Source organism: Bradyrhizobium sp. USDA 3256, from assembly GCF_054058275.1.
The window spans coordinates 102,147-129,102 of the sequence record NZ_JBSSAE010000001.1; the positions used below are offsets into that span (position 1 = coordinate 102,147).

A 26,956-nucleotide genomic window follows, 5' to 3' on the forward strand; every position below is an offset into this window, starting at 1 on the left:
TTTGCGTCATGAAGAACTGCCCCCACCATCGGGTTATGATCTTGGTTGAAGGTTGCTTCCGCCGGTGACGGGACGGAGGGAGGCGGAGCCGACCGGAGGGCCGTCACCGACGGGCGGCGGCTTGATGAGGCCGCTCTTCCGTTTGGCGCGGAGCCGGTAGCTGTCGCCGCGGATAGTCAACACGTAGCTGTGGTGCAGGAGCCGGTCGAGGATCGCGGTGGCGACCACCGGATCGGCGAACACGGTACCCCATTCGGCAACGCTGCGGTTCGACGTGATCAGCATGGCACCAGTTTCGTAGCGTCGGCTGACCAGTTGGAAGAACAGATGGGCCGCGTCGGGTTCCAGCGGCAGATAGCCGAGCTCGTCGACGATCAGTAGCTTTGGCTTCGACAGCGCGAGTAGTTTCTCGTCCAGGCGCCGATCGCCATGCGCCTTGGCAAGGCCAGCGACCAGCGTCGTCGCCGTGGTGAACTGCACCGTATACCCGGCCAGGATTGCCTCTCGCCCGAGCGCGATCGACAAGTGCGTCTTACCGACGCCCGGCGGGCCGAGCAGCAGCACGTTCTCTCCGTTGGCGATCCAACGTGACGCGGCCAGGTCGCGGATCTGCTTCGGATCGATCGACGGCTGCGCCTCGAAGTCGAAGCCCGCAAGCTCCTTCACGGCCGGGAAGTGTGCAAGCTTCAGCGCCATGTCGATGCGGCGATGATCCTTGCGCGCAATCTCACGTTCGCACAGCAGGATTAGCGTCTCACGCGCCGACAGGTTTGCGCGCGCCGCCTCGTCGAGCAAGCTATCGAGCTGATCGCGGATGCCGGAGAGCTGCAATCGCGCCAGCATGGCATCAAGGGGATCAGTCGGTACTTCGGTTGCCTTCTTTGCGCGCGTCATCAGAAGCTTCCCCCGATCACGGCTTCATATTCGGCAAGAGGACGCAACAACGAAGGCGGTGGAGACGACCCCGGCACCGCCGCCGCAATCTCCGGCCGGCGAACCGCGCCATTCCGCCCGGCAACACCATCGAGATGGGCGGGATCGACGATCCGCAGCCGGCGCCCTTCCGATTGCTTGTGGACCGCCACCTGGTGCAATCCATGGCGGATCCGCACCTCGCCGGCCGCGACCGTTACCGCCACGCGCTCACCAATTAGGCGCCACGGCACCGAGTAACTGTTCGTGTCGATCTCGATGGCGCAATCGTTGCCGACGACCCGGGTTAGTTCGCGCAATGATCCGAACGAGGGCTGCCCGCCGAGCGGTTTCAACCGGTGTGCCTCGTCGCGTATGAAGCGAACCATCGGCGCCTCGCCGGTCGTGCCGTGGATACGCACGTTCGCCACCTCACGCTCCCACTTGGCGAGATGCGCCTCGAATGCCTCCCAACTTACGAAGGAATGCCCCGCGATCGCGTTCTTCTTCACGTAGCCGACGCCATTCTCCGTTGCCCTTCGTGCGTGCCCGATATGGCGCGCAGGCGCGTGGACGGAAGCCCCAATGCTTCGCAAACGCGATGAGTTTGTCGTTGAACTGAACCGACCGGCTCACCGCGTCGTGACGCACGACGAGCGCGCGTGGATTGTCCATCAGCACTTCCTCCGGCACGCCGCCGAAGGTCGTAAATGCGCTCTCGAGCCCGGCGAACCAGTGCTCTTGCTTCTCCGCCCGGAACGCACGCACATGCAGCCGTCGCGAATGCCCGAGCGTTGCCACAAACACGAATGCTTTGACCTTCACCCTGCGATCTCGACCAGACGCTCCCCGAAGTCGATCTGCAGCTGTCGGCCAGGGGGCGTCTCGAACCTCGTTGTCGCCAGCGCCTCCGCCTTCAGCGCCTGGCGATAGCGCTGCACGGCGCGTTGCAGCGTTCGTCGGCTCACCTCCACGCCTTTCTCGGCCAACAGATCCTGGCGAACCACGTCAGCATTACCGCGATGGCGAATGAACCTCTCGCGCAGCCAACCCTCAAGGCCGTCGAGCCGCTTCGGCCGCTCAGGCGACTTGAACGGCTTCACCCCGCCCGCCGCCACGTAGTCCTTCACCGTGTGATGGCAGCAGCCTAGCTGGCGCCCAATCCGCTTCAGACCCCACCCGCACGCCCTCAGGCGCAACATCTCCGCCACGTCATCCGGCGTCTTCATCACCTGCCCCCGTGGATCACTCCACGGCGAGCCTCTAGTGATTCGTTCCTCGTTGATTCGCTCTCTCCTCAGCTATCCGAGGAGGGGGCAATTCCTCATGACGCCGAGGGGGCAGTTTTCCATGGCGCGCGACAGTCGAAACCACCGTCCAATTAATTTATCGAATCGGTCAAGCCTTTCGATTCAGAAGTTTACTACGGGTGATGAAAGCCATTGAGGTGTTCAGTGATCGATCTCGGAAGATCTATGGGCTGTTGTGCGCCTCTGGCTGCGAAGACAACGGGCGTCGCCTGCAGGCCGGGCTGTTGGCTACGCTGAAGCCCCGCGAGCGGGTCTTCCCCCTTACGGGCTGCCATCCCTGACGCGAAGCGGCCCGAGTCCCGGAACAAGCCAACTGCCGAGTCTATCGGAACGCCGCGTATAAGCGTCGGGCCTGAAGCGCAAGCGACGCCTTTGGTCTCGAGGACATCGAACGGCAGCGGAGACTTCGCGGAGCAGCCGCCAGGCGGCCAAATCGAGTGGGCTCCGGACAAAACCACGGCGTTGTTCTCGCAGTCAATCAGACCGGACTGCATCCGCAGGCGGAACCATGTGCATTTCGGCACACATGCTCCCGGTGAAGGACCGACCCCGCTCTCGAATGGGCTTTCCTTGGTTCTGGTGCGGCCTTCCACGATCAACCCGCGAGGGGTTCGCTACGCAAGCGTGCGACCTCTTCGGCCTCGCCTGCGAGGTGACCGCAGCCGCTCCCGAACACATCGGCGCCTGTCGAGTGGGGACGGTCCCCGTCGCAAACGGGAGCCGCGCAATGTCACAGAATCTCACGCTCGCTCAGGATCACGCTTTCGATCTCGCCCGCAGCCTGATGGTCCCAGTTGTTCTCTTCCAGATCGACGACGAATTCGGCGTCATGGTTTCCAGCGAATACGACGGCGAAGAGGATGCCATCGTGCATGAGTACGACCCGTGGTCCCCGGCTCATTGAGCCGGGTAACCGGTGTGCCGCTGGCGCCATGCCGGCGGCAAGGGAGGCTTCGCCGCGGCCTGACCTGCCACATTGGACAGCTGGTCAACGCGCCCTTGCCTCCGGCAAGGCTCCGCGGCCGGCCAGTTTCGTTCCGAAATTTGCGGATCAGAAGAAACTGAAGAAGGGACCGGGTGATGCGTTGAGCGCGCTCGGAGCGAAAACATGGAAAAGAAGGACATTGAGGAGTTGCGCAGCAAGGTGGCTTGCGCCGCCGTACTCGAGAACGAGGGGTGGAAAATCGACTTGAAGGAGAGTACCCGGCGAGCGCTCAAATACCGGCGCGGTGCCGAAATCGTCATTGTCATCCACGAAGGACGCGGCTGGTTCGATCCGTTGTCGCCTGCCAAAGGGGATGTCTTCGATCTCGCAGAGCACCTTGGCGCGAGCGGATTCCCTGAAGCCTGCGATCGCGTCGCTGCGCTTGTCGGCTTCGTTGTGACCGCGCCGGTCTGGAAGCGAGTACCCAAACTGGCGGCAACAGCATCCATCGTCAGCCGATGGGCCCGCCGCCGACCGCCGAGGCCTGGCTCGGCGACCTGGAACTATCTCGCCGAACAGCGCGGCATTCCCGACACCATTGTCGCCACTGCGGTTGCTCAAGGCCGCCTGCGGGAGGGTCCGCAAGGCAGCATGTGGGCGGCACATGACGATCTCGCCGGCCGCATCATTGGTTGGGAGGAGCGTGGTCCGCACTGGCGCGGTTTCGCTACCGCCGGGACCAAAGAACTTTTTCGTTTCGGGCCGACGGGCGCCGAGCGGATTTGCATCACCGAGGCTGCAATCGATGCCATGAGCCTGGCGGCGATCGAGCTCCAGCGCTCCCACACGCTATATGTCAGCACCGGTGGCGGCTGGTCGCCGGCCACGGAGCAAGCCATCCGCTGTTTGGCTGAGCGTGCGAACGTTCGGCTTGTGGCTGCGACCGACAACAATCGGCAAGGCGACGTCTACGCCGAGCGAATTCGCGGGATTGCTGGCGAAACTGGCATTGAATGTACGCGATCACGACCGCAAGCCGTTGATTGGAACGAAGATCTAAGAGGCCTGCGCGCCGGAACGGTCTATGGGCTGCTTGCGGCTAATCAATGATTACCATGATGTCCGGGAGAACTCGGTCGTGTGTCGCGCGAGGACGAGCAAACGGACCGAGCGGACGGAAAAGCGCGAGAGAGAAGCGGGAAATCAGAAAGGAGAAATGACGTGCCGCATGTCCGGTCGGCGCGTCAAGGGAGGCTTCGCCCGCTACGCGGCCCTTGACCCTCCGGACCGGAGAGGCGGCCGCGAAGAAGGGGTCAAGGGCTGAAGAAGATGGCGAGCCAAAGGGGTGAGCCGCGCTTCAGTCTGACGAGGCTGAAGGAGCCCTCCCATGATTCCCTCTCCGATCCGCAAGGTCTACCAAGGCATCGCCGACCGCCGGCAGATGTTCCGCATGTTCGATCGCCACGCGCAGCGGCCGAATCGCCCCGAAGTCGACGCGACCGCGCTGTTTTCGGGTGAATGGTTTGAGATCGGGCCAGGCGAATACGACTACATGCTGGACGTCCTTCCACCGCTTTGGATGCGCGGCGGGATGTTCGCGATGCGCGAATTCCTCACGGGCAGCGTCACCAGCGTCTTCTTCACGTTGACGATCGGCCGTCGCGTCCGTCACTTGCACGGCTATTGCAATCTCTCGGAGCGCTCGTCACCCGACCGGATGCGCACAGCGATCCTCGAACGAGAATCGCGGCCCGTGATGGCGATGACGCGCGAAGAGCGGCTTGAGCACATCTGGTCGAGTACGCACGACGATTACTGCGGCTACGCTGGCGAGCGATGGGCCCATCATCTATGTGGCAAGCGCACCGTGCTGCTCTACGGCGGTCAGCGCGGCACTGTGCTGAAGCTGCTCGACGAGCTCACCGAGGCGGAGATTTCAGCGAAGCTGCCGGTGCACCTGCGCTACCTGCCCGACGCGATCGCGGCGTGAGGGAGAGCGCAATGTTCACATTCCCCATCCCCGCCGTCCGCAGGGTTATCGAACGCGGAAAGTCCGACGCCGCCGCCAACGGCGGGTTCCGCAATCCCTACTACGGCCAAAAACCGGGTAAAGGCGAGAAGCCCGGGCTCTGGCTTGTGGGTGACAACGGCGTTTACATCATGTCGAACGGCAAGCTCGGTGACGGCGATCGACCGCTCGTGGTCTATTCCGAGGAATGCCATCCGGTCGGCAATCCGGACTGGTTCGACTACAAGCGACGCCATTTCGGCGGCGATGACAGCATCGAGTTCATCGAGGCCGAGCGGTTCATCCCGCTCATCAATCGTGATTTTCGATACACCCATCTGCGGGTGCAGCTGAGCGAGACAGACATCTCGCTGTCGCTCATCATCCGCTAGCGCCTCCCATCCCTATTCACTGCGACCACCCGCACCCGCCGAGGCAGCTTGGCGGGACGACGGCACGTGCCCTCATCTCAAGGACAATTTCCAATGGCTCAAGACGATCCCTTCACCCTCGACCTCTTCAACAGTTCCGCCCTTTCCTCTGGCCTCGGCGTCACGGCCTTCGCCGGCGGCATCACCGACGACCTGGACGACAGCGAGGATCCAGATCCGTCGACGCCGGCTCCGGCGCTTCCGATCGCGGCGATCGCGCGCTCTGCTTCATCCTCTCCTCGAGAGCGCGGGACGAACTTCCATCTCGCGGGCGAGCGCGCCCTGGCCAAGGGATGGAAGGACCGCGCCCGCGACAACATCGTGGCGATCCGGCTCGCCGCGGCGATCGAGGCCGATGGGCGTGCGGCGACTGTCGAAGAGCAGAAGCAACTGATCCGCTTCATCGGTTTCGGAGCCTCCGATCTTGCCAACTTCGTGTTCCGGCGCCCGGGTGAGGCGGAATTCCGCAAGGGCTGGGAGGCGATCGGAGCCGAGCTGGAGGATGCCGTCGGCGATCTCGACCACGCTTCGCTCGCGCGCTGCACCCAGTATGCGCACTTCACGCCCGAGTTCATCGTCCGCGCGATCTGGGCAGGCCTGCGGCGCCTCGGCTGGCGCGGCGGCCGCGTGCTCGAGCCCGGCATCGGCACCGGGCTGTTTCCCGCGCTGATGCCGGAAGGACTTCGGGAGGTCTCGCACGTCACCGGTATCGTGCTGGATCCCGTTACGGCGCGCATCGCGCGCCTGTTGCAGCCGCGGGCGCGGATCGTGACCGGAGACTTCGCGCGCACCGAATTGCCTGGGAACTTTGATCTCGTCATCGGCAATCCGCCGTTCTCTGACCGCACCATGCGGTCCGACCGCGCATATCGGTCCATGGGGCTGCGGTTGCACGATTATTTCATTACGCGTGCGATCGACCTCCTGAAACCGGGGGCGCTGGCCGCCTTCGTCACCAGCTCGGGCACGATGGACAAGGCCGACGCGTCGGCGCGCGAGCACATCGCGAAGTCGGCTGACCTAGTCTCGGCGATCCGGCTGCCCGAAAGCAGCTTGCGCGCCCGCGCCGGCACCGATGTCGTCGTCGACATCCTGTTCTTTCGCAAGCGCAAGATCGGCGAAGCGGAGGGCGATCCTTCTTGGCTTGACCTCGACGAGGGGCGGCCTGCGACAGAAGACGAGAGCGCGATCCGCGTGAACCGTTGGTTCGCGAAGCACCCGGCGTTTGTGCTCGGCACGCACGCTCTCGCCTCTGGTCCCTTCGGCGAGAGCTATACATGCCAGCCGCACGAAGGCGAGGATCTCGAAGCGGCGCTGGCGGCCGTAGTCGGTCTCCTTCCCGAAGACCGCTACGACGGCGAGCCCGATGTGATTGAGCTCCATCTAGAGGATGCGGATGATCAGAGCGTCCTAGATCTGCCGTCCGATCGGCACGTGGGCGAGGGAAGCTATTTCTTCGATGAGGCACACGGCCTGATGCAGGTCCTCGACGGCCAGCCTACCGCCGTGAAGGCCCGTAGGGGCCGCAGCGCCGATGGCGTTCCGGAAAAGCACGTCCGGATCATCAGGAAGCTGATCCCTATCCGCGATGCGGTGCGTGAGGTGTTGAAGGCGCAGGAGCTCGACCAGCCGTGGAAGGACGCGCAGGTCAGGCTGCGCATCGCCTGGTCGAACTTCGTCCGCGACTTCGGCCCAATCAACTTCACGACCGTTTCCATGACGGAAGACGAAGAGACCAGCGAGGTGCGCGAGACGCATCGCCGGCCGAACATCCAGCCCTTCCTCGATGACCCCGACTGCTGGCTCGTCGCCTCGATCGAGGACTACGACCTCGAGACCAACACCGCGAAGCCCGGTCCGATCTTCACCGAGCGGGTGATCGCGCCGCCGGCTGCGCCCTCATCGGCAGCGCGGCCGATGCGTTGGCCGTCGTGCTCAACGAGCGCGGGCATGCCGACATCGACCACGTCGCCGAGCTGCTGCACTGCGAATGCGACGACGTCGTCGCCGAACTCGGCAGCGCGGTCTTCCGCGATCCTGCGGACGGCTCGTGGCAGACGGCCGACTCCTACCTCTCCGGGCCCGTCCGTGACAAGCTGAGGGCTGCGGAGGCCGCGGCTGCGCTCGATGCGTCCTACGAACGCAATGTCACGGCGCTGCAAGCCGTGCAGCCCGCCGACCTCAAGCCCTCCGACATCACGGCGCGTCTCGGCGCGCCCTGGATTCCGGCGACCGACATCGTCGCCTTCGGCAAGGAGACGATGGACGCCGAGATCAGGATCCATCACATGCCGGAACTGGCGTCGTGGACCGTGGAAGCCCGACAGCTCGGATGGATGGCGGCCGGCACGTCGGAATGGGGCACGGCCCGCCGGCACGCGGGCGAGTTGCTCGCCGATGCACTGAACAGCCGCGTTCCGCAGATCTTCGACACGATCAAGGACGGCGACAGCGAGCGGCGCGTGCTCAACGTCGTCGACACGGAAGCAGCAAAGACCAAGCTGCAGAAGATCAAGGATGCCTTCCAGCGCTGGATTTGGTCCGACCCCGATCGCACCGGCCGGCTGGCGCGCGTCTACAACGACCGCTTCAACAACATCGCGCCCAGAGCGTTCGACGGCTCGCACCTGAAGTTACCCGGCGCCTCTGGCGCCTTTGTACTATATGGGCATCAGAAGCGCGGTATCTGGCGCATCATCGCCGCGGGCTCGACCTACCTCGCCCACGCCGTCGGCGCCGGCAAGACTATGACGATGGCCGCCGCAATCATGGAGCAGCGCAGGCTCGGCCTCGTCGCCAAGGCGATGCTCGTCGTGCCCGGCCACTGCCTGGCGCAGGCCGCCCGCGAGTTCCTCGCGCTCTATCCGAATGCGCGCATCCTGGTCGCCGACGAAACCAACTTCGCCAAAGACAAGCGGCTCCGCTTCCTGTCGCGCGCCGCGACAGCGACCTGGGACGCGATCATTATCACCCATTCGGCGTTCCGCTTCATCAGCGTGCCCGCGGCCTTCGAGCAGCAGATGATCCAGGACGAACTCGAGCTCTACGAGCAGCTCCTGATGAAGGTGGAGAGCGACGACCGCGTCTCGCGCAAGCGCCTCGAGCGCTTGAAGGAGGGCTTACAGGAACGGCTAGAATCGCTCGCAACCCGCAAGGACGACCTTCTGACCATCTCCGAGATCGGCGTCGACCAGATCATCGTCGATGAGGCGCAGGAGTTCAGGAAGCTCTCCTTCGCCACCAACATGTCGACGCTGAAGGGCGTCGACCCCAACGGTTCGCAGCGCGCCTGGGACCTCTACGTCAAGTCGCGCTTCATCGGGACGAAGAACCCGGGCCGTGCGCTGGTGCTCGCTTCCGGTACGCCGATCACCAACACGCTCGGCGAGATGTTTTCCGTGCAGCGCTATCTCGGACATGCCGCGCTATCGGAACGCGGGCTGCATGAGTTCGACGCCTGGGCGAGCACGTTCGGCGATGTCACGACCGAGCTCGAGCTCCAGCCCTCGGGGAAATACAAGCCGGTCACGCGCTTTGCCACCTTCGTCAACGTGCCGGAGCTGATCGCCATGTTCCGCTCCTTCGCGGACGTGGTGATGCCTGAGGACCTGCGCCAGTACGTGAAGGTGCCAGCCATATCGACCGGAAAACGGCAGATCCTGACCGCGAAGCCGTCGCCGGCGTTCAAGCGCTACCAGACCCTGCTCGGTGAGCGCATCAAGGCGATCGAGGAGCGCGACCGCGCACCGGAGCCCGGCGACGACATCCTGCTGTCGGTCATTACCGACGGCCGCCACGCGGCCATCGACCTGCGCCTGGTGGACCCGGACAACGACAATGAAGCCGACAACAAGCTGAACCTGCTGGTCTGCAACGCCTTTCGCATCTGGAGCGAGACGACCGCGAACAACTACGTGCGCACGGACGGAAAACCCTTCGAGTTGCCCGGCGCGGCGCAGATGATCTTCTCCGACCTCGGCACGATCAGCGTCGAGAAGAGCCGCGGCTTCTCCGCCTATCGCTGGATCCGCGATGAGCTCGTCCGCATGGGCGTGCCGGCGGCCGAAATCGCCTTCATGCAGGACTACAAGAAGTCAGAGGCGAAGCAGCGGCTGTTCGGCGATGTGCGCGCCGGTAAGGTCCGCTTCCTGATCGGCTCCTCCGACACGATGGGCACCGGCGTCAACGCTCAGCTTCGCTTGAAGGCTCTTCACCACCTCGACGTGCCCTGGCTGCCCTCGCAGATCGAGCAGCGCGAGGGCCGCATCGTGCGGCAGGGTAACCAGCATGACGAGGTCGATATCTTCGCCTACGCGACCGAAGGCAGCCTCGATGCGCAGATGTGGCAGAACAACGAGCGCAAGGCCCGGTTTATCGCCGCCGCGCTCTCCGGCGACACTTCTATCCGCCGGCTTGAGGACATGAGTGAAAGTCAGGCCAACCAGTTCGCCATGGCGAAGGCGATTGCCTCGGGCGACCCGCGCCTGATGCAGAAGGCTGGCCTCGAGGCCGACATCGCGCGGCTCGAACGTCTGCGGGCCGCGCACATCGATGACCAGCATGCGGTGCGGCGACAGATGCGCGATGCCGAGCGCGACATCCAGCTCTCGGCCCGCCGGATCGGCGAGATCGGGCAGGACATCGAGCGCCTCACACCGACCGTTGGTGATGCGTTCAGCATGTCCGTGACAGGAGCGCCGCATATGGAACGCAAGCTCGCTGGGCGCGCATTGATGAAGGAGATACTGACGCTGGTCCAGCTTCAGCAGGAAGGCGAGACCGTCATTGCTTCGATCGGGGGCTTCGACGTCGCGTACAGTGGAGAGCGCTTCGGCCCCGACGGCTACCGCTACACCACCATGCTCCTGCGAACCGGCACCGAATACGAGATCGAGTTGCCGGTGACGGTGACGCCGCTCGGTGCGGTCGCCCGCCTCGAGCACGCGCTGGGCGACTTCGAGGGCGAGCGGGAGCGCTACCGCCAGCGCCTCACTGAGGGTCGCCGACGCCTCTCCTCCTACGAGTCCCGCGATGGCGGGGACTTCGCCTTCTCTGGCGAGCTTGCCGAAAAGCGCCGGCAGCTTGCTGAGGTGGAAAAAGCCTTGGCGGAGGACGGCGAGAGCGCCGGCCAGCTGGCTACGGCCGCCTGAACGAAAGAAGGGGAGCGAGGAAGGAAATAGGCCGGTTCGCAGATCGGGCGGGCCGCCGACGCTATCGCTCAACCGCCGCCTGCGCGATCCCAGCCCGTCGTCCTGCGCAGGGCTTTGGCCCTGCTGGTCCTGCCGGGCAGGGATGCTCGGCCGCAGTTGCACCGGCCCGTCCGCTCCGCGGGGCCCAGGGGTGTCTTCGGGAAGAAGACGAGAAAGGACCGGCGTCGCCGGTCTGCAAACCCCAAAAGGATCCATTCCCATGCAACTCATCAAGGTCGACCCGCGCGCGCTGAAGGAGAACCCCGACCGCATGCGCCAGACCAAGTCGACGCCGCAAGCCGACGCGCTGCTGCTCGCCACGATCAAGGCCGTCGGCATCGTGCAGCCGCCTGTTATCACGCCGGAAATCGGCGGCGGAAACGGCTACTTGATCAATGCAGGCCACCGCCGTGTGAAGCAGGCGATCGCCGCCGGCCTCGAAGAGATCGACGTGTTGGTCGACGAGGCGGCGAACGACAACGGCGCCATGCGCTCGATGGTCGAGAACATCGCCCGCGAAGCGCTGAACCCGGTCGACCAGTGGCGCGCAATTGAGCGTCTGGTCGCGCTCGCCTGGACAGAGGAGGCAATCGGCGTCGCGCTCGCGCTGCCGGTTCGTCAAATCAGGAAACTTCGTTTGCTGGCCAACGTGCTGCCAACAATGCTCGATCACATGGCCAAGGGCGACATGCCCGACGAGCGCCAGCTCCGCACGATCGCTGCCGCATCGCTCGACGAGCAGAAGGAGGTCTGGAAGAAGCACAAGCCGTCGAAGGCCGATCCGCAGGTCTCGTGGTGGAGTGTCGCTCAGGCGTTGCAGAAGACCCGGATGTTTGCTCGGCACGCCAGCTTCGGCGACGACCTGGCCCAGGCCTACGGCATTCATTGGGTTGAAGATCTCTTCGCGCCCGCCGACGAGGACAGCCGCTACACGACGGACGTCGAGGCTTTCCTCGGCGCGCAGCAAGAGTGGATGACGGCCAATCTGCCGAAGAAAGGCATCATCGCCGAGACCACCAACTACGGCGAGGTGAAGCTGCCGCCGAAGGCCGAGCGCGTCCACGGCAAGCCGGCGAAGTCCGACTGTACGGCGATGTATCTCGACCGCGACGGCCGCGTGCAGACGGTGCACTATCGCATGCCTGCGCCGAAGAAGCCGAAGGACAAGGGCGCCACCGGTTCGGACAACGCTCCGGACGACGTCGGCGAGATCTCCAAGCCCCGTCCTGACGTGACGCGCAAGGGCGTCGAGATGATCGGCGACTATCGCACCGACGCGCTGCGCGAGGCGCTTGGCCGCGCGCCGATCGAGGACGACACGCTGATGGCTCTTCTGGTCCTCGCCTTCGCGGGCCAGAACGTCTCCGTGACGACGGGAGGCGGTGGAACCTATTACGGCCACAGCCACCTGGCGAAGAACGTAGCGGTGCTGTTCGACGCCGACGGCAAGCTCTCCTTCGGCATGGATACGCTTCGTGTCGCGGCGCGCAACATGCTGGTCGACGTGTTCTCTTGCCGGGAGAACGGCACCAATAGCGGCATCGTCGCCCGGATCGCCGGCGCAGTGGTAGGCGCGGATAGCTTCCTTGCGCACATGGGCACGGAGGATTTCCTCTCCTGCCTGTCGCGCCCCGCCCTTGAGGCATCGTGCAAGGACACCCCTGTCCTGCCGCGCCAGCGCGTGAAGGACACGCGTGCCGCGCTCGTCGAGCACTTCAAGGAGGAACACTTCGTCCATTCCTCCGCGCGCTTCGCGCCGGATGCCACGAAGCTTTCGCAATGGTTGTCGTCGAGCGCGACGACGGCAGATGACGACGGGTCTGAAGAGGAGACAGCCGGCATTGGCGATGAGCTCTCTGACGAAGTAGCCGAGGCATTCAGGGAGGCGGCCGAATAGCTCTACGCGTCTTTTTCTCCGAACGGTCCCCCGCCGCCCGTCACCCCGGCGGCGGTTTCTTTTTCACGCATGCTCACACAAGGAGGACATGATGTCCGCGCACACCATCATCGACAACGCACCGATCGGCTCGATCGTCGCCTGGTCGGACGGAACGCCGCAGCCACCGGCGCGCTTCAGGAAGAAGCTCGCCGCGTGGCAGACCAACAACAGCAGAGGTCGCCTCATCCGCAAACAGGGTGGACGGGACGTCGGGAATGTCTCGCTATCGGCCTGTTTCACTCTGCATGAGGCCGACTACGGTGCCGGCGGCGTCATTGCCGTGCGCGTCCATCGGACGTTCTCGCTGAATTCGAGGCTCCTCTTCAGTATCATCGAACGCCCGGCCCTCGGCTCGGTTCGCGTATTCGACCGCGCCGGCGGCGACGCCGAGCTCGTCTATCTCGCGACCAACGAGCCCGATGCGAAGGAGTGGTTGACACGCCACGGCCACCCCCACGCCGTGCTGGAAGAAGTGACGGCCGAGGAGGTCGGCGCCGACATCATCGAGGGGAGGACCGCGGCATGAACGCGTCATCTCCTGCTTCCGACGGCGTCGCTTTTGGTCGCAGCGCTGACGGCCTTCTCGTCGCGCTTGTCGGCGAGACGGCTTTCGCCATGTTTCCGGCCCGCGACGGCCGGCATTTTCTCGCGACGGGCTGGCGCATCAGCCGCCCGATGGGCGAATGGACGCGCGGCGACTTCTACGGACATTCCGGCGAGCTCGTCGATGAGGCGGCGTTTCGCAACGCCGTGCTCGAAAACGCCGAGCATCAACGCGAGCGCAGGCTGCTTGGCCGGATCGAGCAATATTCGCGCATCCGCACGCCTTGGGGAATCTCGCAGGGCTCGACCGTCTACGCCGAGGGTGTCGCGTCGCATTCCACTGCTGGCCACGGCGGTTTCATGCTCTCGGCTGAGCGAAACCGCATCATCCACCACATGCTGCGCTCAAAGTGTGGATGGTACGAGGAAGACGCCGAATGGGCGATTGTCGCGATCACCTTCCCGGATATCTTCACGGCGTTCGAACGTCGTTGCGCCGCGACGACGATCAAGGACAGCTGGCCGGACGCCTGGGAGGCGATCTCCAGCACAATCCTGCAGCCGGGCGAATCTCGCGAGAAGGATCGCCGCGGCTTCGAGCAGGCGCATGCGCGGGACTGGATCGTCGTGTCGGCGATCACATCCAGACACGCGAGCGGCTTCGTCGAAACCGTCGCCACGCTCGGCGGGAAACGCGGGCCTGGAACTGAGGAACGCCGCTTCCTCGTTCCGTCCAACGAGTATCACGTCGGCGGCTTCGGCTTCGTGATCGACGAGGCGCGCCACCAGCTCTACGGCGGCCCCTCCGACTTCGTCGGATGGAAGTGACCCATGCCCTGGCGCCTCATTGCCAAAGCCTTCGGCTGGCGCACGGCCACTGACGGGACGGCGAAACGCCGGTCCTCGTCGTCTGGCATCCGCGGCTCAGACGGCATTTCACCGGCGCCGACGCCTGGAAACACGCCGTGCGCCTGTCTGTGCACGCGCCGCGCCAAGATCCGGCCGGCACCGACATAAAGGAGATCCAGTCATGAAGGCGTATCTCGTCGCCGCCGTGGACCTCCTGGCGCATGCGCGGAACAATCCCGAGAGCGCCATCGCCGACACCCTCGACGGTGTCCTTAGTCCAGGCATGCGCAAGCACGCCGGCGCCAATTCGGCGTTCGTCGACCGCGTGACTGCCAGCTGCATCTCCTCCATTGCCACAGTCTGTCTCCCGCACGACGACGCGACAGATGAGCCCACCCTGCCCTTTTGGCCTACGGGGACGCTGAGATGAGCGAGCCCCTGGACCGACGCCCCCTGCTCGCGCGCATGGAGACCGCGCAAGTCGAGACGCAGCGCCGTCTCGGCGTCATCGAGCGCCAGATCGCCGCTCGCGCTGAGCGGATGACGATTACCGATCGGGCGAAACGCCGGCCGCACGGCCGAATCGCAACGAGCTGGACGAACGCGGATGAGCGGCTGTTTCAGCAGCACGTCGCGGAGCTCGCCTTGGCCCGTCGCGGCGAGATCGACGCTCTCACGCGAAAGCTCGATCGACAGGAGACGGCGATCACCGAGCTTCGGGCGCGCAATCGCCCTTCCCCCGCGTGGCGGTGAACGACGGAGGCCGTGACGAACCCCCGCGCGAGCGGAGTACGCGAAAGATCGTTTGGGGACGTGGAGTGAGGAGCGGATTGGCCCCGACCTCGCGCGGTTTCGGAGGGCACTGCCCGTTGGCCGTCACTCCCTCGGTTTGTGCTGCGGTTTAAACCGTCCGCGGTCTGCTTCAAGGGCAAGTCGCTAAGCGATCGGCAACCGCAGTCTCGCAATGGGGGCCGCGTCCTTCGCAGGCCTAAAGGCCCGCTCGGCCTTTGGCCCGCCCATGCTCGTCCTGGCAGCCGCCGCCCCCTGAAGCGGCCCGCTAGTGCCGGTTCTGGTCGACCGCATCCGAGGGAGCAACGGCCAAGGGCCCGACCGCTTCCCAAGGTGAAACCGAGAAAGGATCTCATCATGACCAAGACCGCCCGCTCCCATCGCGCCACCGCCCGCGTCATTCCGCTCCGCCGCGGCGCGACGCTCGAAATGGTTCGCCTCGCCTGCCCCGACCCCGCGCAGACATTGCGCATCTCCGAAAGCTTCGGCCTTGCGGTCCTCGATAGCGACGGCATCCGTGACCTGCACGAGCGACTCGTGGTCGAGACCGCCGACGCCCTCAAGGACGGGCTCAGCGAGCGTGCGATGGAAATCCACCTTCAACGCATCGTAGGCGCCTACGTTGGTTCGGCCCACGGGGCCGGCCAGTTCTACTCCCGGGCCGTGACCGAGGCGCGCGAAGCCACCGCCAAGCTTGCCAACGACGTACGCGACGAGGACCTCGACGGTCCCGTCGGTTTCGACAGCCAAGCGCAGCGCAAGCGCGAGTTCGCGGCCGACATGGGACTTCAGGCGCACGCGCTCCGCATGGCGGCCGAGGGTGCCGTTGCCGCCTACGAGAAGGTCATCGGCGAGGCCTGGAAGCCCTTCGAGCGGCAGGTCGAGCACGCCGGCGAAACCGTCACCAAGAAGGCCGCTGCGACCCAGATGGCTGCTTTCGAATAGACATCAAGGCGGGGCTTCGGCCCCGCCTTTCACATGTTGTCGCTGTGCGGGCTGGTCGCGAGACCGGCCCTTTTTCGTGTTGCCGGCAAGCCAACGAGAAAAGCGGCATGTCGCGCCAGCGCGGCCCCTCCCGGTCGGTGGTCCGTGCGGCGGATACGGCGCCCGCGCAACGGCTGCGCCGTCCTCCGCTGCGCTGCGGCCCGGTCGGGTGCGCGAGCGCCTGATGCCGCCGCGGCGGACCCCGTGAGGGGCCGCGGCAGGCGCGGCCTCCGAGACGGAGGTCATTGAAATGAGCAGGAACGAAGGAAAACCGCGCGCCGACATCTACGCGCGCATCACCGACCGCATCGTCGCGGACCTGGAGCGCGGCGTACGGCCGTGGGTCAGGCCGTGGAATGCGGTCAAGGGGGCTGGGCGCATTACGCGACCGCTGCGGCACAATGGGATGCCCTACCAGGGGATCAATGTTGTGCTGCTCTGGTCGGAAGCACTGTCGCGCGACTTCACGTCGCCGATGTGGATGACATTCAAGCAATCTCTCGAGCTCGGCGGCCACGTCCGCAAGGGTGAGAGCGGAACGATGGTTGTCTACGCGAACAAGATCACCAAGACCGAGACGGACGACAACGGCGATGACGTCGAGCGGACCGTGCCGTTCCTGCGGGCCTACACCGTGTTCTGCGTCGACCAGATCGAGGGCCTGCCCGACCACTACTACGCGCGCCCTATTCCGAGCACGCCGCCGGCGCAGCGCATCGCGCATGTGGACGCGTTCTTCGCCAATACCGGCGCGACCATCCGGCATGGCGGCGACAAGGCTTTCTTCATGCCAGCGCTCGACCTCATCCAGATGCCGCCGTTCGAGGCCTTCCACAACGCCGAGAGCTATGCGGCCACGCTCGCGCATGAGTGCGTGCACTGGACCGCGCCGGCGCACCGCGTCAATCGCGATCTCAGCCGCTACGCGAAAGACAGCAGCGAGCGCGCCCGCGAGGAGCTTGTCGCAGAGCTCGGCGCCTGCTTCCTCAGCGCGGACCTCGGCATCGTGCCCGAGCTCGAGCCGCGTGCAGACCACGTGAGTTACCTTGCGTCGTGGCTGGAGGTGCTGGCCAACGACAAGCGTTTCATCTTTTCGGCGGCGGCGCACGCGCAGCGCGCTGTTACCTATTTGCACGATCTTCAGCCGAAGGCGGCCGAAATCGACCAGGCGGCATGAGTGCGGCCGCGTCGCGTCTCGCCCTTGCTCTTCATGAGCTCACCAAGGCCCTCGCCTCGCGGCGAGGTCATTCTTGCGTGCACAGTCGTGCGCTTGCGTCTTCCGGAGGCGGAGGCACTTCCCTCATCACCTCGTCCAGCGCGGCTGGGATTCGCCGCGTGGGGCCGCTGGGATCCCGAGATGTTCGTCTGTTCCTCAATGGGCGTCTTCCCGCAGCGGCGTGAGGGCGGTGCATCACGAATTGCGTTCGTCCGGCACCGCACTCGCGGTGGCCCTACCTCGAAAGAACCCTCAGGGGCGCGGGCGAGTCTCTTGGTCAACGTGGCTCTGGCGTTGTCGTGCGGTGCGCGTGCCTGTCACCAGTCATATCCCCGCGGTCGGCCTGACGCGCCCAATGCGTCCTCGATTTGGCATGTCTAACCGAAGGCCGTCGTCGCTGCACTCCGCCTCGATTCCATAACCGCAACGGCCGTTCGCGGCTTTCTTCCCCTGGCCGCTGCGCGTCCATTCCTCGCGAGACAAGAAAACCTCGCCCTGGCCGCCCTCTACTTCGTGCCGGCCCTTCGGGTGCGGTCCAATCGCCTTCGATCAACGACAGCCATCGAGGTCGCGGTGGTCGCGGCCCGAGAACCGAAGAGGATACGAACATGGCTACCATCGGCAACTTCACCGTGAACGGCAACGGCTTCGTGGGTACCGTCAAGACTCTCGCCCTCGGTACCGTGAAGGCCAAGATCGTCGCGGCCGACCGCACCTCGGACAAAGCCCCGGACTACCGCATCTTCGCCGGCACCATCGATTATGCGGAGAGCGGGATTATGCGGAGCGGTGTGCCGTGAACGTCGGTTTTTCGGCGCTTTGTCGACCGCGGTACTCCGCATAATCTCGTGGGGAGGAGCCGCGGCGCCCCGCGCGAGGCGAGGCGCCGCAAGGCTTGCGGGTCAGCGCGACCAAACCAGCGCGTAGCCGTCATCGACCGCGACGAGGTTGGCGTAGATCGCCGCCGGGAAGGATGGGTCGTCGAGCTTCACCGAGTGATAGACGGTGTTGTCCTTGGAGGTCCGCTGCCACGCGGCACCTATCTCGATGTCGCGAGTCATCACGCGCAGGTTCGGAGCCTTCTCGTTGTCCGAGGGTTCGGTCGGAAGCAAGCGGACCTTGATGTTGAGCGAGAGCGTCTTGATGATGCCGGTGAATGAGCCGTCTTCGGCGCGGGTGAAGGTGCCAATCTGAGCCATCGTCGTATCTCCTGAGAGTTGCCCGAAACCGCCCAATGCGGCCTCGATGGCGGTCGAGAGGCGACGGACCGGACGTCTGCATCCGCAGGACCGCAGCGTTAGCGGAGGACGGCGGCAGCCGAGCTTGTTGCTGCGCGAGGAATGCGGCGCAGCCGCAGGGGAAGAAGGTCGGCGGAGCCGTTGCAGGCCAAGGCCGGGCCGGTGCCAGACCCGCCCCAAAAGAGAGGCTGCTTGGGAGCTTCGACGGCATGATCGACAGAGAACGGCGCTGGCGATCGGCGCCTCATCGACACGTTCGGCGCCGCCGGTGCATCATCCTCCCGCGGTCACGGCCGCCATGCTCGCGCCCCAACGACAGGCACCGTGTCGGGTCGACCACCCGGGACTCGTTGAGTTCCTGCCGAGCGAGCAAGAACGCATATCCCATGGAATAGCGTCACAACCTTCGGTTTGCTCGATGCGCCGGACTTCCCGGCGTGAACAAGTAACTCGAAGGAAAACAGAGTGACAAAACGAAAGCGTAGACATCGTCGAAGCGTCGATGTCCGGATCAACTGGCTGCAGCCGCACGCCGACAGCTTCAGAGATTGGCTTGCACGGCGGAATTACTCGCCGGCGACCATAACCGAGGTGGTGCGCTTGCTTGCCTTGTGGGGCGATTGGGTGCGCGCGGCTGGCTTCGAGATCGAAACGCTCGCCGCCGGCTTCGCCGCATCGGCCTCGGTGTTCCGGGGTAGCAAGACGGCGCGCGCACCGCAGGGCGCGGCCGCTCTCTTCATCGACCATCTGCGCGAGCTGGGCGTCCTTCCGCCAGAGCGACGACCGTCGCTGGAGGAGACTTGGCCGACGCTCGCCGCCTTCCGCCGCTGGATGCGGGAGCAGCGCGGCATCAAGGACTCCACGCTCGATACCTATCAGGTGATCCTGGTCGACTTGTTGGCGGCGCTCGGTACTGCTCCGAGCGCCTACACGGCCGCCGCGATCCGCAGCTTCGTGCTCGATCGCGCCAAGCCTCATGGACGCGGGCGGGCGCAGGGCATCACCGTCGCGACGCGCGCCTACCTCAAGTATCTCGTGGCGATCGGGCAATGCCCGATCGGCCGCGAACATGCAGTTCCGAGTTTTGCAAGTTGGCAATTGGCGGCGACACCACTCTTCCTCGGACAAAGGCGAGCTCGATCGCCTTCTTGCCGCTTGTGACGGCGAGGACCGCCTGCGCGACCGGGCCGTCATCCTGCTCCTTGCCCGGCTGGGGCTGAGGGCAAGCGAAGTCGCCAATCTCGCCTTCGACGAAATCGACTGGGTGACCGGCCGGATAAGTCTTGCCGGCAAAAGCCGGCGCGAAGAGCGCCTACCGCTGACCCAGGAGATCGGCGATGCCATCCTTGCCTATGTCGAGCGGGCACGACCACGCAACGCGTCGACACGGGTGTTCTTGACGAATGCGGCACCTATCCGTCCGCTCGGCCGCATCGCGGTGAAATGCATCGTGCGCCGCGCCCTGGACCGGGCTGAGATCAAGAGCGCCCATCGCGGCGCCCATGTTCTGCGCCACTCCGCCGCAACGGCCATGTTGCGCAACGGCGCGAGCCTCGCTGGCGTCGGCGCCGTGCTCCGGCACCGCTCGCCATCTGTGACGGCGCTCTATGCCAAGGTGGACATCGGCCTCCTGTCGGAGATCGCGCAGCCTTGGGGTGGGAGGCTGCCATGTTGAGCGACGACGCCGATCGCTACATCTCTCTGCGCCGCACGCTCGGCTACAAGCTGGTCAAGGCCGCGCGGCACCTTCGTTCCTTCACGCGCTTCGCCGCCGAGCGGGGCGAAGCGCATATCGGCACCACCTCCGTTCAGGCCTGGTTGGCGACGGTTGCACGCACGCCGGGCGCTCGCGAACGACGCCTGACGGACCTGATCCTGTTTGCGCGCTTCCTGCATGCCGAAGATCCTCGGCATGAAATCCCGCGCGCTGACGTTACACGAAGCCGGGAAAGGCGACCCATCCCCTATATCTACGCACCGGACGAGATCGCCCGCCTCCTCGATGCCGCGGGCAGGCTCCGGCGCCAGAAGCCCAATCCCCTGCGGCGCCAGCTCTACGTCATGCTGTTCGGGTTGATCGCTGCCACGGGACTGCGCGTGTCGGAAGCGCTCGCGCTCAGGCTCAACGACGTCCAGCCTGGCGGTGTGCTGCATATCCGCGAGACCAAGTTCCGCAAGAGCCGACTCGTGCCGCTGCATCCGACGGTCATCGAGGCGCTTGAGCGTTATCTTGAAGTCCGTCGCCAACGCGCCGGCGAGAGCGACTGGCTGTTCCCGTCCGTCCAGCACCGAGAGATGTGCCCGACAACTGTGAACTACACGTTCCGGTGCATCCTGCGACGAGCGGGGATCCCGCCGGAGCGAAGCCAGCAACCCCGCATCCATGATCTTCGCCATACCTTCGCAACTCGCGTTCTGGAACAATGCGGTGCCGAACGCAGCGCGGTTGCCCGGCACTTCGTCGCCCTGTCGACCTATCTCGGCCATGCCGATATCCGGAACACCTACTGGTATCTCCAGGCGACGCCGGAGATGATGGCGGATATCGCCTTGGCGGCGGAAAAGCTGGTCGGGGGGAGCGCCGCATGACGAAGTTCGCCCCTCTCATCACCGGCTTCCTGCGCGACTACATGCCCCACCAGCGGGGCTACAGTCCGCAGAGCTGCGAGACATACGCGTTCAGCTTCAAGCTGCTGTTTGACTTCGCCGCCAAACGGCTCGGCACCCGTCCGTCACTGCTGACGATCGAAGACCTCGATGCGCCGCTGATCGTCGCCTTCTTGGCTCATATCGAACAGGAGCGCAGGAATGGAGCTGCCACGCGCAACCTGCGACTCGCCGCCATCAAGACGTTCATGCGTTATGTGGAGCACAAGGTGCCCTCCGCCCTGGAGCAGATCGGCCGGGTTCATGCGATCCCGGTCAAGCGCCAAGATCAGAAGCTCATCCGCCATCTGACGATGGAGGAGATCCGCGCGGTCCTCAACGCCCCCGACCTCGCGACACGAACCGGCGTACGCGACCGGGCGATGATGCACCTCTGCTTCGCCGGGGGCTTGCGGGTCTCCGAACTGGTTAGCGTTCTCACCGAAAACCTGTCGCTCCAGCATGGCGCGAGCGTAAAGATCCGGGGCAAGGGCCGCAAGGAACGCTGCCTGCCGCTCTGGAAGGAAACCACGCGTGATCTTCGCGCCTGGTTGAGCGTCCGAGGCGCAGTCCGCGCCCCCGAGCTCTTCGTCAACGCACAGGATGAACCGATGACCCGTGCGGGCTTCGAATACGTCCTGGACAAACACACCCGCATGGCCGCCGAGAAATGCGCATCCTTGCGCGGGCGCTCTGTGACGCCGCACCAACTGCGGCATAGCTGCGCTGTGATCATGTTGCAGGCCACGCATGACATCCGAAAGGTCGCGTTGTGGCTCGGACATGCCGACATCCGCACCACGGAGGTTTATCTGCGCATGGATCCTTCCGAAAAGCTCGAGGCGGTGGAAGCGGTCGTTCCGCCCGAGCTGCGCCGTGGACGGTTCAAGGCGCCAGACGCGCTGATCGCCTCGCTGCTGGGGGACGCATCTCTGTCTTCGGGGTGAGAGACGTCGGGTGGCCTACCGCCACGACGAAATACCTCGAATCCGCTTCAACGCAACGGCATGACGGCGTTGTCTGAACGACAATCGAGCCTTCGTTGGATCGGGGTCGATGATCAAACTGCCATGCCTCGATCGCGCTGCTGTTGCTGCTGTGGTGTCGCGGTCGCGTCGGTGGTGGGATGCCTGTGAGCCGATGCTCTCCTGTCAGGTTGCTTGGCCCACGTCCATACCGGCCTTTTGCTGGCGGATCACGCGCCACAATACGCTCGCTGGCTCGCCGACCTTTACCCGCAATGGCTCGTTCGCGATCTTCTTCCCCTGCCGCCAAGCGGCGGCATTCCTCGCGAGGCAACAAGATCGCTCAGCCCGCCATCCTCCGCTGACGCTGCGGGCCAAGGCTGCAGGTCGGTCGTTGCGGCGCTCAAAGATCGCCATCAAGGCCGCGATGATCGCGGGCTTGGAAACAGCAACAGGAGATCACTATGGCTCAGATTGGCACCTTCACCCGCGCCGAAGACGGCTCATTCACCGGCATCATCAAGACGCTCTCGCTCAACATCAAGGTCCGCTTGCTTCCGACCGAACCCTCGGACAACGAGAAGGCTCCGAACCTGCGCGTGATGACTCGCGACATCGAGATAGGTGCCGCGTGGCAGCGGACCTCCAAGGACAACACCGTCTATCACTCGGTGAAGCTCGACGACCCATCCTTCCCGGCGGCGATCTACGCCAACCTCGTCGCGGTCGATGACGGCTACGCGCTGGTTTGGTCGCGCTGACCCGCAAGCCTTGCGGCGCCTCGCCTCGCGCGGGGCGCCGCGGCTCCTCCCCACGAGATTATGCGGAGTACCGCGGTCGACAAAGCGCCGAAAAACCGACGTTCACGGCACACCGCTCCGCATAATCCCGCTCTCCGCATAATCCGCCTTATGCGGTGCACCGCATAAGGCCGAGTTCGGCGCCGCGTGGAAGAAGAAGTCCCAGGAGCAGAACCGCGACTATCTCTCGGTCAAGCTCGACGACCCGAGCTTCGCGGCGCCGATCTACGCGACGCTGGTCGAGATCGAAGGCGAGGAAGGCCACTCGCTCATCTGGTCTCGCCCGAGCCGCGACTGAAACCCTGCGCAAGAAGGCCTCGCCGTGAGGCGAGGCCTTCGCCTGTCAAAAGGCAGAGACAACGATGTGTAAGAACTTGAACGCGCGCATGTCGGCCACAGCTCGCGCGCGGTGCGATCTGTATCGGCCGCCCCGAGGTCTCCTAGAGGATTCCCCAAGCCCGGTACCGCCCTCGCCCGGTGGCCTCGCGCAGGCCGAGCTCGATCACCAGGCTCAACGCCGCGCGTGACGTGATTCCCAATTCTTCAGCGATCATGCCTGCAGAGACGACCGGGCGGGTCAACACGTAGTCGACGAGCGCCGGCAGTTTGGAAGTCGATCGGCGACCGGTTAGTTTCCGAAGGAGGAGAGTGCGCTGGTTGAGCCAGCGATCGTGCGCCTTCAATCCGGCCTCGGCTGCAGCCGTGATCGCATCTAGCTCCGCTACAAGCCGCGTCGCGGTGTCGCGCGACCGGCGCCGCTCGCGCGGGATGGTTTTCAGCCCGTCGTGCAGGCAGCCAAGGTGGGAGCGCGTTTTGCCACGTTGACGCAACAGCGCCGCCGCCAACAACTGGCCCAGCCATGGCCTGTGCTGTAGCGGTTCGATGCTGCGCCATGCGTCGGCCGCGATGGCCGCTGCGAGCGTCGGCGGCAAGCTGCGGGCCTCATCGAGGCTGGCGCGCCAGGTGGCGAGGCGGTCGTCCTCGTCCCAATCGATGTCGTAGACCAGCGGATCGCGATCGGTCGCGTGACGGAACTGACTCGGGCTATCGCTGGCGAGGGCGCGATCGGTCTTGGCCATCGCGGCATCGACGGCAGCGAGCGCCTCAGACAGCCCATCGTCATTTGCGGTTAGTGCGAGCGCTGCCTCCAGCACATCGCCGGCCTCCCTCGCATCGCAATCCCCTGCTCCACCCTCTTCGCGCTCGCCCCCTACCTCATCCAGGTCGCCCGTCCCGTCCAGGCCGCGCAAGGCGGCAAGGCCCGCCGGTGACAACGCCCAGTTGGGCTTTTCCCGGACGATGCGACGGCGGGCGCGCAGTACGGCGCGTGCCCGAGTCAGCTCATGGGTCGGTGCGCGGATATCCATGCCGGCGTCATGGAGAACCAGATCTTCGAGGTGGACGAGTTCGCCCTCCAGCCATAGACTGGCGCAGGCATCGGTGAAGTGGTTTCGGCTGATCCACCCATCCCGAATTGGGCTCTTTGCGAGGCGCTCGTCGAGCCGGGCAAGCGCGTCCTCGGCGGTCGCAAGGGGGCCGGCAAGTTGGGTCCAGGGCAGTGGCTCGGGGATTTGGCAGCTGAACGGCAAGGTCCTGATAACCTTAATGGAGGCCGACGAAACAGAAGCTAACACGGCTTTAGACTCCGTCATAGCGACGCTGGTTCCGAATCCTCAGGATCTGATTTCCGCGCGTAAGCTTGAAGAGTTCTGAGGTCGCCGCGGTCGGCGTCACAAACCGCCGAGGAGATGCGCCGCTGGTCAGTTCCCCTGCCCTCTTCCGGACCCCTTCGGCCAACGTCCTCGCTCAGATGTCCTGGTCGGTAAGGCCGATTTCCGAATGGCCGCGCGGTCACGGCTGGCTTCCGCGGCGTCGCTCGATGGCTTCGCTGCGAATCAGCGTTCATTATTTTTGCCACGCGGAGGCTCGCTTCGATAGTAACGCTTGTCAGGCGGCCTCGATATCGGTCTGCGGAAAATCGGCGCCCTTGAACATCAACGGTTCGCCAAGATATCGGGCGCAGGCGTAGGCGAAGCAGTCCCCGAAATTGAGCCGCGCCGGGTGTCGGCCCTTGCCATAGCGGTCGAAGGCGTCGAGCGCGATGCGGGCTGTTTCAGGCACAACGTTCACCACTTTTATTTCTATCAACGCGAGATAGCTCTCGACCGCTTCGGCCGCCACCGCGACAGGTAGATCGAGCAGGCGGGCGACGGCAATCGCCGCCTCCCACACCGCCAGCGGCGAGGTCAGCCGGGTTGTGCTTTGCTGTACACGCGCCAGCAACTCGCGCGCCTCGTCTTCGTCGGTCAGCATCGCGGTGAGGGCCGAAGCGTCGATGAACATCAGGAATCCTCGTACAGGCTGTCGCGGAACGCTTTGTCAGCAGGCCTACCGCTTTGCGGGTTGCCCTTTACCCTCAAGTCGCGACAAAACTGGACGCCCAAATCGACCATCGACGGCTTGCCCTGCTCGCGCTCAAGTTCATGGGCGAGCGCCGCATGCACGGCCTCGGTCAGTCCGATTTTCTTCAGCGCCGCGACCTTCCGGGCCAGGGCGTCCGTCTCCGGATTCTTGATATGGAAGGCCATCAGGCGCTCCTCTAGCTCATGCCGTGTATCCTTATATAACATGTCGGATACACGACATGAAAGCAGGGAGGCAAATCTAGGAGAGAAGGTCGTAAGGACGCGCAGGAGGCCGCAAGTCCCTTATGGTTAGCATTCTATGAATCGTATGCCTCCGGTCTTCCGGTTCTGTATCCCTTCAAGGCCACGGGCATGTCCCGGACTCCAGGCGAGGACAATCTCGGCCGACCCTCGCCGCCGGGGTGTGAATTCATCGGCCGCGCATCGGCGCGGCTGATGCAATGCCGAACTTGCCTCAATTGGACGGACGTTGGCGACTTGGATCCAAATGACCGGAGGGCACAGATTGTTGTCAGCTGACAACATTCCATCGTCGGGGCCGTTGTTGTCAGCGGACAACAATACTCCAGCGGCTGGCTGGTAGCTGGCACCGCGTAGTGGCCTTCCCTTGCCCAATCGACCCCGTATGATGTTCACGTAACTTCGCGAAATTGGATTGTTGGTCGGCCCTATGGCCCGCCAATGGAGCGCCGTTCCGACGCCGGGCGCTGCGGACCAGCTTCCTTACGGATCGATTTGAGACAGCGCCGCGAGCTTAGCCTGCTCCTCGGCGGATTCCTTCTTCCCCACGATGCACGGAAACGGCTCGATTCCGATGCCCACTGGATCCTCTCGGGTCCGGCTTTCGCCTGCCGACCGTGACACCACCCTCCCCTTGGGAGTGGGCGTTGTCAGCTGACAACAATCCGTGAATCCGTTGGCCTCCCGATGGACGTGCCTCGCGATCGAAGCGCCTTGCCTAGGAAGGAATCCGATGTTGGCGCCATCGCCTGTAACATGCCATCTGCCAGTCTCGCTATGACGGCGGGGCATCGCCGTCGGCGCTGAATCCGGGCGCTAAGATTGGATCCAACCGGGCACAAGACGGTCCGCAGCAGGGCGTGCCGATCGACGCGGGGCCACACTGCCTCCCTTCGCCGTAAGTAGCGCGGGGCGGGTCGTCGGCTGGAAGTCCGTGCTCTCTGGTGTTGATCATCAGGCGGCACAACAGCAACCGCGAATGCCTCGGAACGTACTCGGTCGATTGGTCGATCCTGATCGTCCGACCGGTTGGTGACCTGTCGCCGTGTGGCGCTCGTCTTTGCCCTCGGACGAGCAGCGCCCAGCGCAGTGCTGCGATATCGTGTCGATCGACACCGCGACAACCCAGCGTGCTGCCGAACCGGCCGAGCCAAACTCCCTCAACGTCCCACTGCTCACCATTCTTCTAGGATACGTCGACGGGACGGGGAGGGCGCTTCTCGCGGCGGCCCCCCGGCATCGGGCTGAGGAGGTGAGCGAGCACACCGTACATTACGAGGGGCGCGATTCTCCGGTGCAACGACGCGCTGAAGCAGGGGATCGAGGCACTCGCACGGCATGGATCGACCCCTCGCCAAGCGCCGGTGGACGCGACCCAAAAGCGAGGGGCTCATCGATCGAGGCGCCGGCGCATCCGCACAGTGGCAACACCGATCGGAGAAGAGGTGGCATGATACAGAATAACACTTGGGGGACCTCGGCAGCCCGGTCGAATCATGCTATGGTAGAGCCTCGTTCCGCCGCTGGGGCCGCTGTTGTCAGCTGA

Annotated in this window: 21 protein-coding genes and 4 pseudogenes; 19 read left to right on the forward strand and 6 right to left on the reverse strand. The window is 64.8% G+C overall.

All coding sequences use genetic code 11. From position 1 onward, the window contains the following. Window positions 1–33 precede the first annotated feature (33 nt). Window positions 34–894 carry an IS21-like element helper ATPase IstB gene (istB, locus tag ACVWY5_RS00540; protein WP_028337790.1) on the reverse strand — a complete coding sequence of 287 codons (861 nt, stop codon included), beginning with the start codon at window positions 892–894 and terminating at the stop codon, window positions 34–36. Beyond that, window positions 894–2,141, reverse strand: a pseudogene (gene istA, locus ACVWY5_RS00545) (IS21 family transposase). The gene istB and the pseudogene istA overlap by 1 nt, the downstream one beginning before the upstream one ends. 808 nt (window positions 2,142–2,949) lie before the next feature. Between istA and ACVWY5_RS00550 the strand changes: the two are divergent. The 13 genes and pseudogenes from ACVWY5_RS00550 to ACVWY5_RS00610 form a co-directional block, all read left to right on the forward strand. After that, window positions 2,950–3,126, forward strand: a complete 177-nt coding sequence (locus ACVWY5_RS00550; RefSeq protein WP_321177159.1) for a hypothetical protein — start codon at window positions 2,950–2,952, stop codon at window positions 3,124–3,126. Window positions 3,127–3,330: 204 nt separating this feature from the next. Next, on the forward strand, window positions 3,331–4,257 hold the full coding sequence (locus tag ACVWY5_RS00555) for a DUF3991 and toprim domain-containing protein (RefSeq protein WP_051376382.1): 927 nt from the start codon (window positions 3,331–3,333) through the stop codon (window positions 4,255–4,257). A gap of 277 nt (window positions 4,258–4,534) precedes the next feature. Next, window positions 4,535–5,137 carry a DUF1419 domain-containing protein gene (locus ACVWY5_RS00560; RefSeq protein ID WP_028337788.1) on the forward strand — a complete coding sequence of 201 codons (603 nt, stop codon included), beginning with the start codon at window positions 4,535–4,537 and terminating at the stop codon, window positions 5,135–5,137. An 11-nt stretch (window positions 5,138–5,148) separates the two neighbouring features. Further along, entirely contained in the window at window positions 5,149–5,547 is a 399-nt protein-coding gene (locus ACVWY5_RS00565; protein ID WP_028337787.1) for a DUF3085 domain-containing protein, read from the forward strand. A 93-nt stretch (window positions 5,548–5,640) separates the two neighbouring features. Then, window positions 5,641–10,736: pseudogene (locus tag ACVWY5_RS00570) on the forward strand (Eco57I restriction-modification methylase domain-containing protein). A 259-nt stretch (window positions 10,737–10,995) separates the two neighbouring features. Further along, on the forward strand, window positions 10,996–12,672 hold the full coding sequence (locus ACVWY5_RS00575; protein WP_028337786.1) for a ParB/RepB/Spo0J family partition protein: 1,677 nt from the start codon (window positions 10,996–10,998) through the stop codon (window positions 12,670–12,672). Window positions 12,673–12,763: 91 nt separating this feature from the next. Next, on the forward strand, window positions 12,764–13,240 hold the full coding sequence (locus ACVWY5_RS00580; protein ID WP_028337785.1) for a hypothetical protein: 477 nt from the start codon (window positions 12,764–12,766) through the stop codon (window positions 13,238–13,240). Then, a complete protein-coding gene (locus ACVWY5_RS00585; RefSeq protein ID WP_028337784.1) occupies window positions 13,237–14,085 on the forward strand; it encodes a DUF7007 domain-containing protein in 849 nt (282 codons plus the stop codon). The genes ACVWY5_RS00580 and ACVWY5_RS00585 overlap by 4 nt, the downstream gene beginning before the upstream one ends. Before the next feature lie 202 nt (window positions 14,086–14,287). Next, window positions 14,288–14,536, forward strand: a complete 249-nt coding sequence (locus ACVWY5_RS00590) for a hypothetical protein (RefSeq protein WP_028337783.1) — start codon at window positions 14,288–14,290, stop codon at window positions 14,534–14,536. Beyond that, window positions 14,533–14,859: a hypothetical protein gene (locus ACVWY5_RS00595; protein WP_028337782.1), complete on the forward strand. Its 327-nt coding sequence runs from the start codon at window positions 14,533–14,535 to the stop codon at window positions 14,857–14,859. The genes ACVWY5_RS00590 and ACVWY5_RS00595 overlap by 4 nt, the downstream gene beginning before the upstream one ends. A gap of 393 nt (window positions 14,860–15,252) precedes the next feature. Then, the gene (locus tag ACVWY5_RS00600) at window positions 15,253–15,840 is read left to right on the forward strand and encodes a hypothetical protein (protein WP_028337781.1); all 588 of its coding nucleotides are present in this window, start codon (window positions 15,253–15,255) and stop codon (window positions 15,838–15,840) included. A gap of 289 nt (window positions 15,841–16,129) precedes the next feature. Beyond that, a complete protein-coding gene (locus ACVWY5_RS00605; protein ID WP_028337780.1) occupies window positions 16,130–17,056 on the forward strand; it encodes a zincin-like metallopeptidase domain-containing protein in 927 nt (308 codons plus the stop codon). Window positions 17,057–17,703: 647 nt separating this feature from the next. Next, window positions 17,704–17,847, forward strand: a pseudogene (locus ACVWY5_RS00610) (DUF736 family protein); the annotation flags it as partial. 150 nt (window positions 17,848–17,997) lie between these two features. On the opposite strand, the gene ACVWY5_RS00615 reads toward ACVWY5_RS00610, so the two are convergent. After that, on the reverse strand, window positions 17,998–18,294 hold the full coding sequence (locus tag ACVWY5_RS00615) for a DUF736 domain-containing protein (RefSeq protein WP_028337778.1): 297 nt from the start codon (window positions 18,292–18,294) through the stop codon (window positions 17,998–18,000). A gap of 504 nt (window positions 18,295–18,798) precedes the next feature. Here ACVWY5_RS00615 and ACVWY5_RS00620 point away from each other — a divergent pair. The 6 genes and pseudogenes from ACVWY5_RS00620 to ACVWY5_RS00645 all read left to right on the forward strand — a co-directional run. Beyond that, window positions 18,799–19,494 (forward strand): hypothetical protein, encoded by a 696-nt coding sequence (locus tag ACVWY5_RS00620; protein ID WP_321177251.1) that lies wholly within the window; start codon window positions 18,799–18,801, stop codon window positions 19,492–19,494. Further along, on the forward strand, window positions 19,418–20,008 hold the full coding sequence (locus ACVWY5_RS00625) for a tyrosine-type recombinase/integrase (protein WP_456671622.1): 591 nt from the start codon (window positions 19,418–19,420) through the stop codon (window positions 20,006–20,008). Before ACVWY5_RS00620 ends, ACVWY5_RS00625 begins: the two co-directional genes overlap by 77 nt. Then, window positions 20,002–20,922 carry a tyrosine-type recombinase/integrase gene (locus ACVWY5_RS00630; RefSeq protein ID WP_028338246.1) on the forward strand — a complete coding sequence of 307 codons (921 nt, stop codon included), beginning with the start codon at window positions 20,002–20,004 and terminating at the stop codon, window positions 20,920–20,922. Before ACVWY5_RS00625 ends, ACVWY5_RS00630 begins: the two co-directional genes overlap by 7 nt. Continuing rightward, the gene (locus ACVWY5_RS00635; RefSeq protein ID WP_028338245.1) at window positions 20,919–21,926 is read left to right on the forward strand and encodes a tyrosine-type recombinase/integrase; all 1,008 of its coding nucleotides are present in this window, start codon (window positions 20,919–20,921) and stop codon (window positions 21,924–21,926) included. The genes ACVWY5_RS00630 and ACVWY5_RS00635 overlap by 4 nt, the downstream gene beginning before the upstream one ends. Window positions 21,927–22,408: 482 nt before the next feature. Continuing rightward, entirely contained in the window at window positions 22,409–22,705 is a 297-nt protein-coding gene (locus ACVWY5_RS00640; RefSeq protein ID WP_028337778.1) for a DUF736 domain-containing protein, read from the forward strand. 172 nt (window positions 22,706–22,877) lie between these two features. Continuing rightward, window positions 22,878–23,042, forward strand: a pseudogene (locus tag ACVWY5_RS00645) (DUF736 domain-containing protein); the annotation flags it as partial. Between the two features lie 142 nt (window positions 23,043–23,184). Here the strand turns inward: ACVWY5_RS00645 and ACVWY5_RS00650 are convergent. From ACVWY5_RS00650 to ACVWY5_RS00660, 3 genes are all read right to left on the reverse strand, one after another. Further along, on the reverse strand, window positions 23,185–24,396 hold the full coding sequence (locus ACVWY5_RS00650) for an RHE_PE00001 family protein (RefSeq protein WP_321177219.1): 1,212 nt from the start codon (window positions 24,394–24,396) through the stop codon (window positions 23,185–23,187). 295 nt (window positions 24,397–24,691) lie between these two features. Continuing rightward, the gene (locus tag ACVWY5_RS00655; protein WP_028338054.1) at window positions 24,692–25,087 is read right to left on the reverse strand and encodes a type II toxin-antitoxin system VapC family toxin; all 396 of its coding nucleotides are present in this window, start codon (window positions 25,085–25,087) and stop codon (window positions 24,692–24,694) included. Further along, window positions 25,087–25,332: a type II toxin-antitoxin system VapB family antitoxin gene (locus ACVWY5_RS00660; protein WP_028338053.1), complete on the reverse strand. Its 246-nt coding sequence runs from the start codon at window positions 25,330–25,332 to the stop codon at window positions 25,087–25,089. Before ACVWY5_RS00660 ends, ACVWY5_RS00655 begins: the two co-directional genes overlap by 1 nt. Window positions 25,333–26,956 lie beyond the last annotated feature (1,624 nt).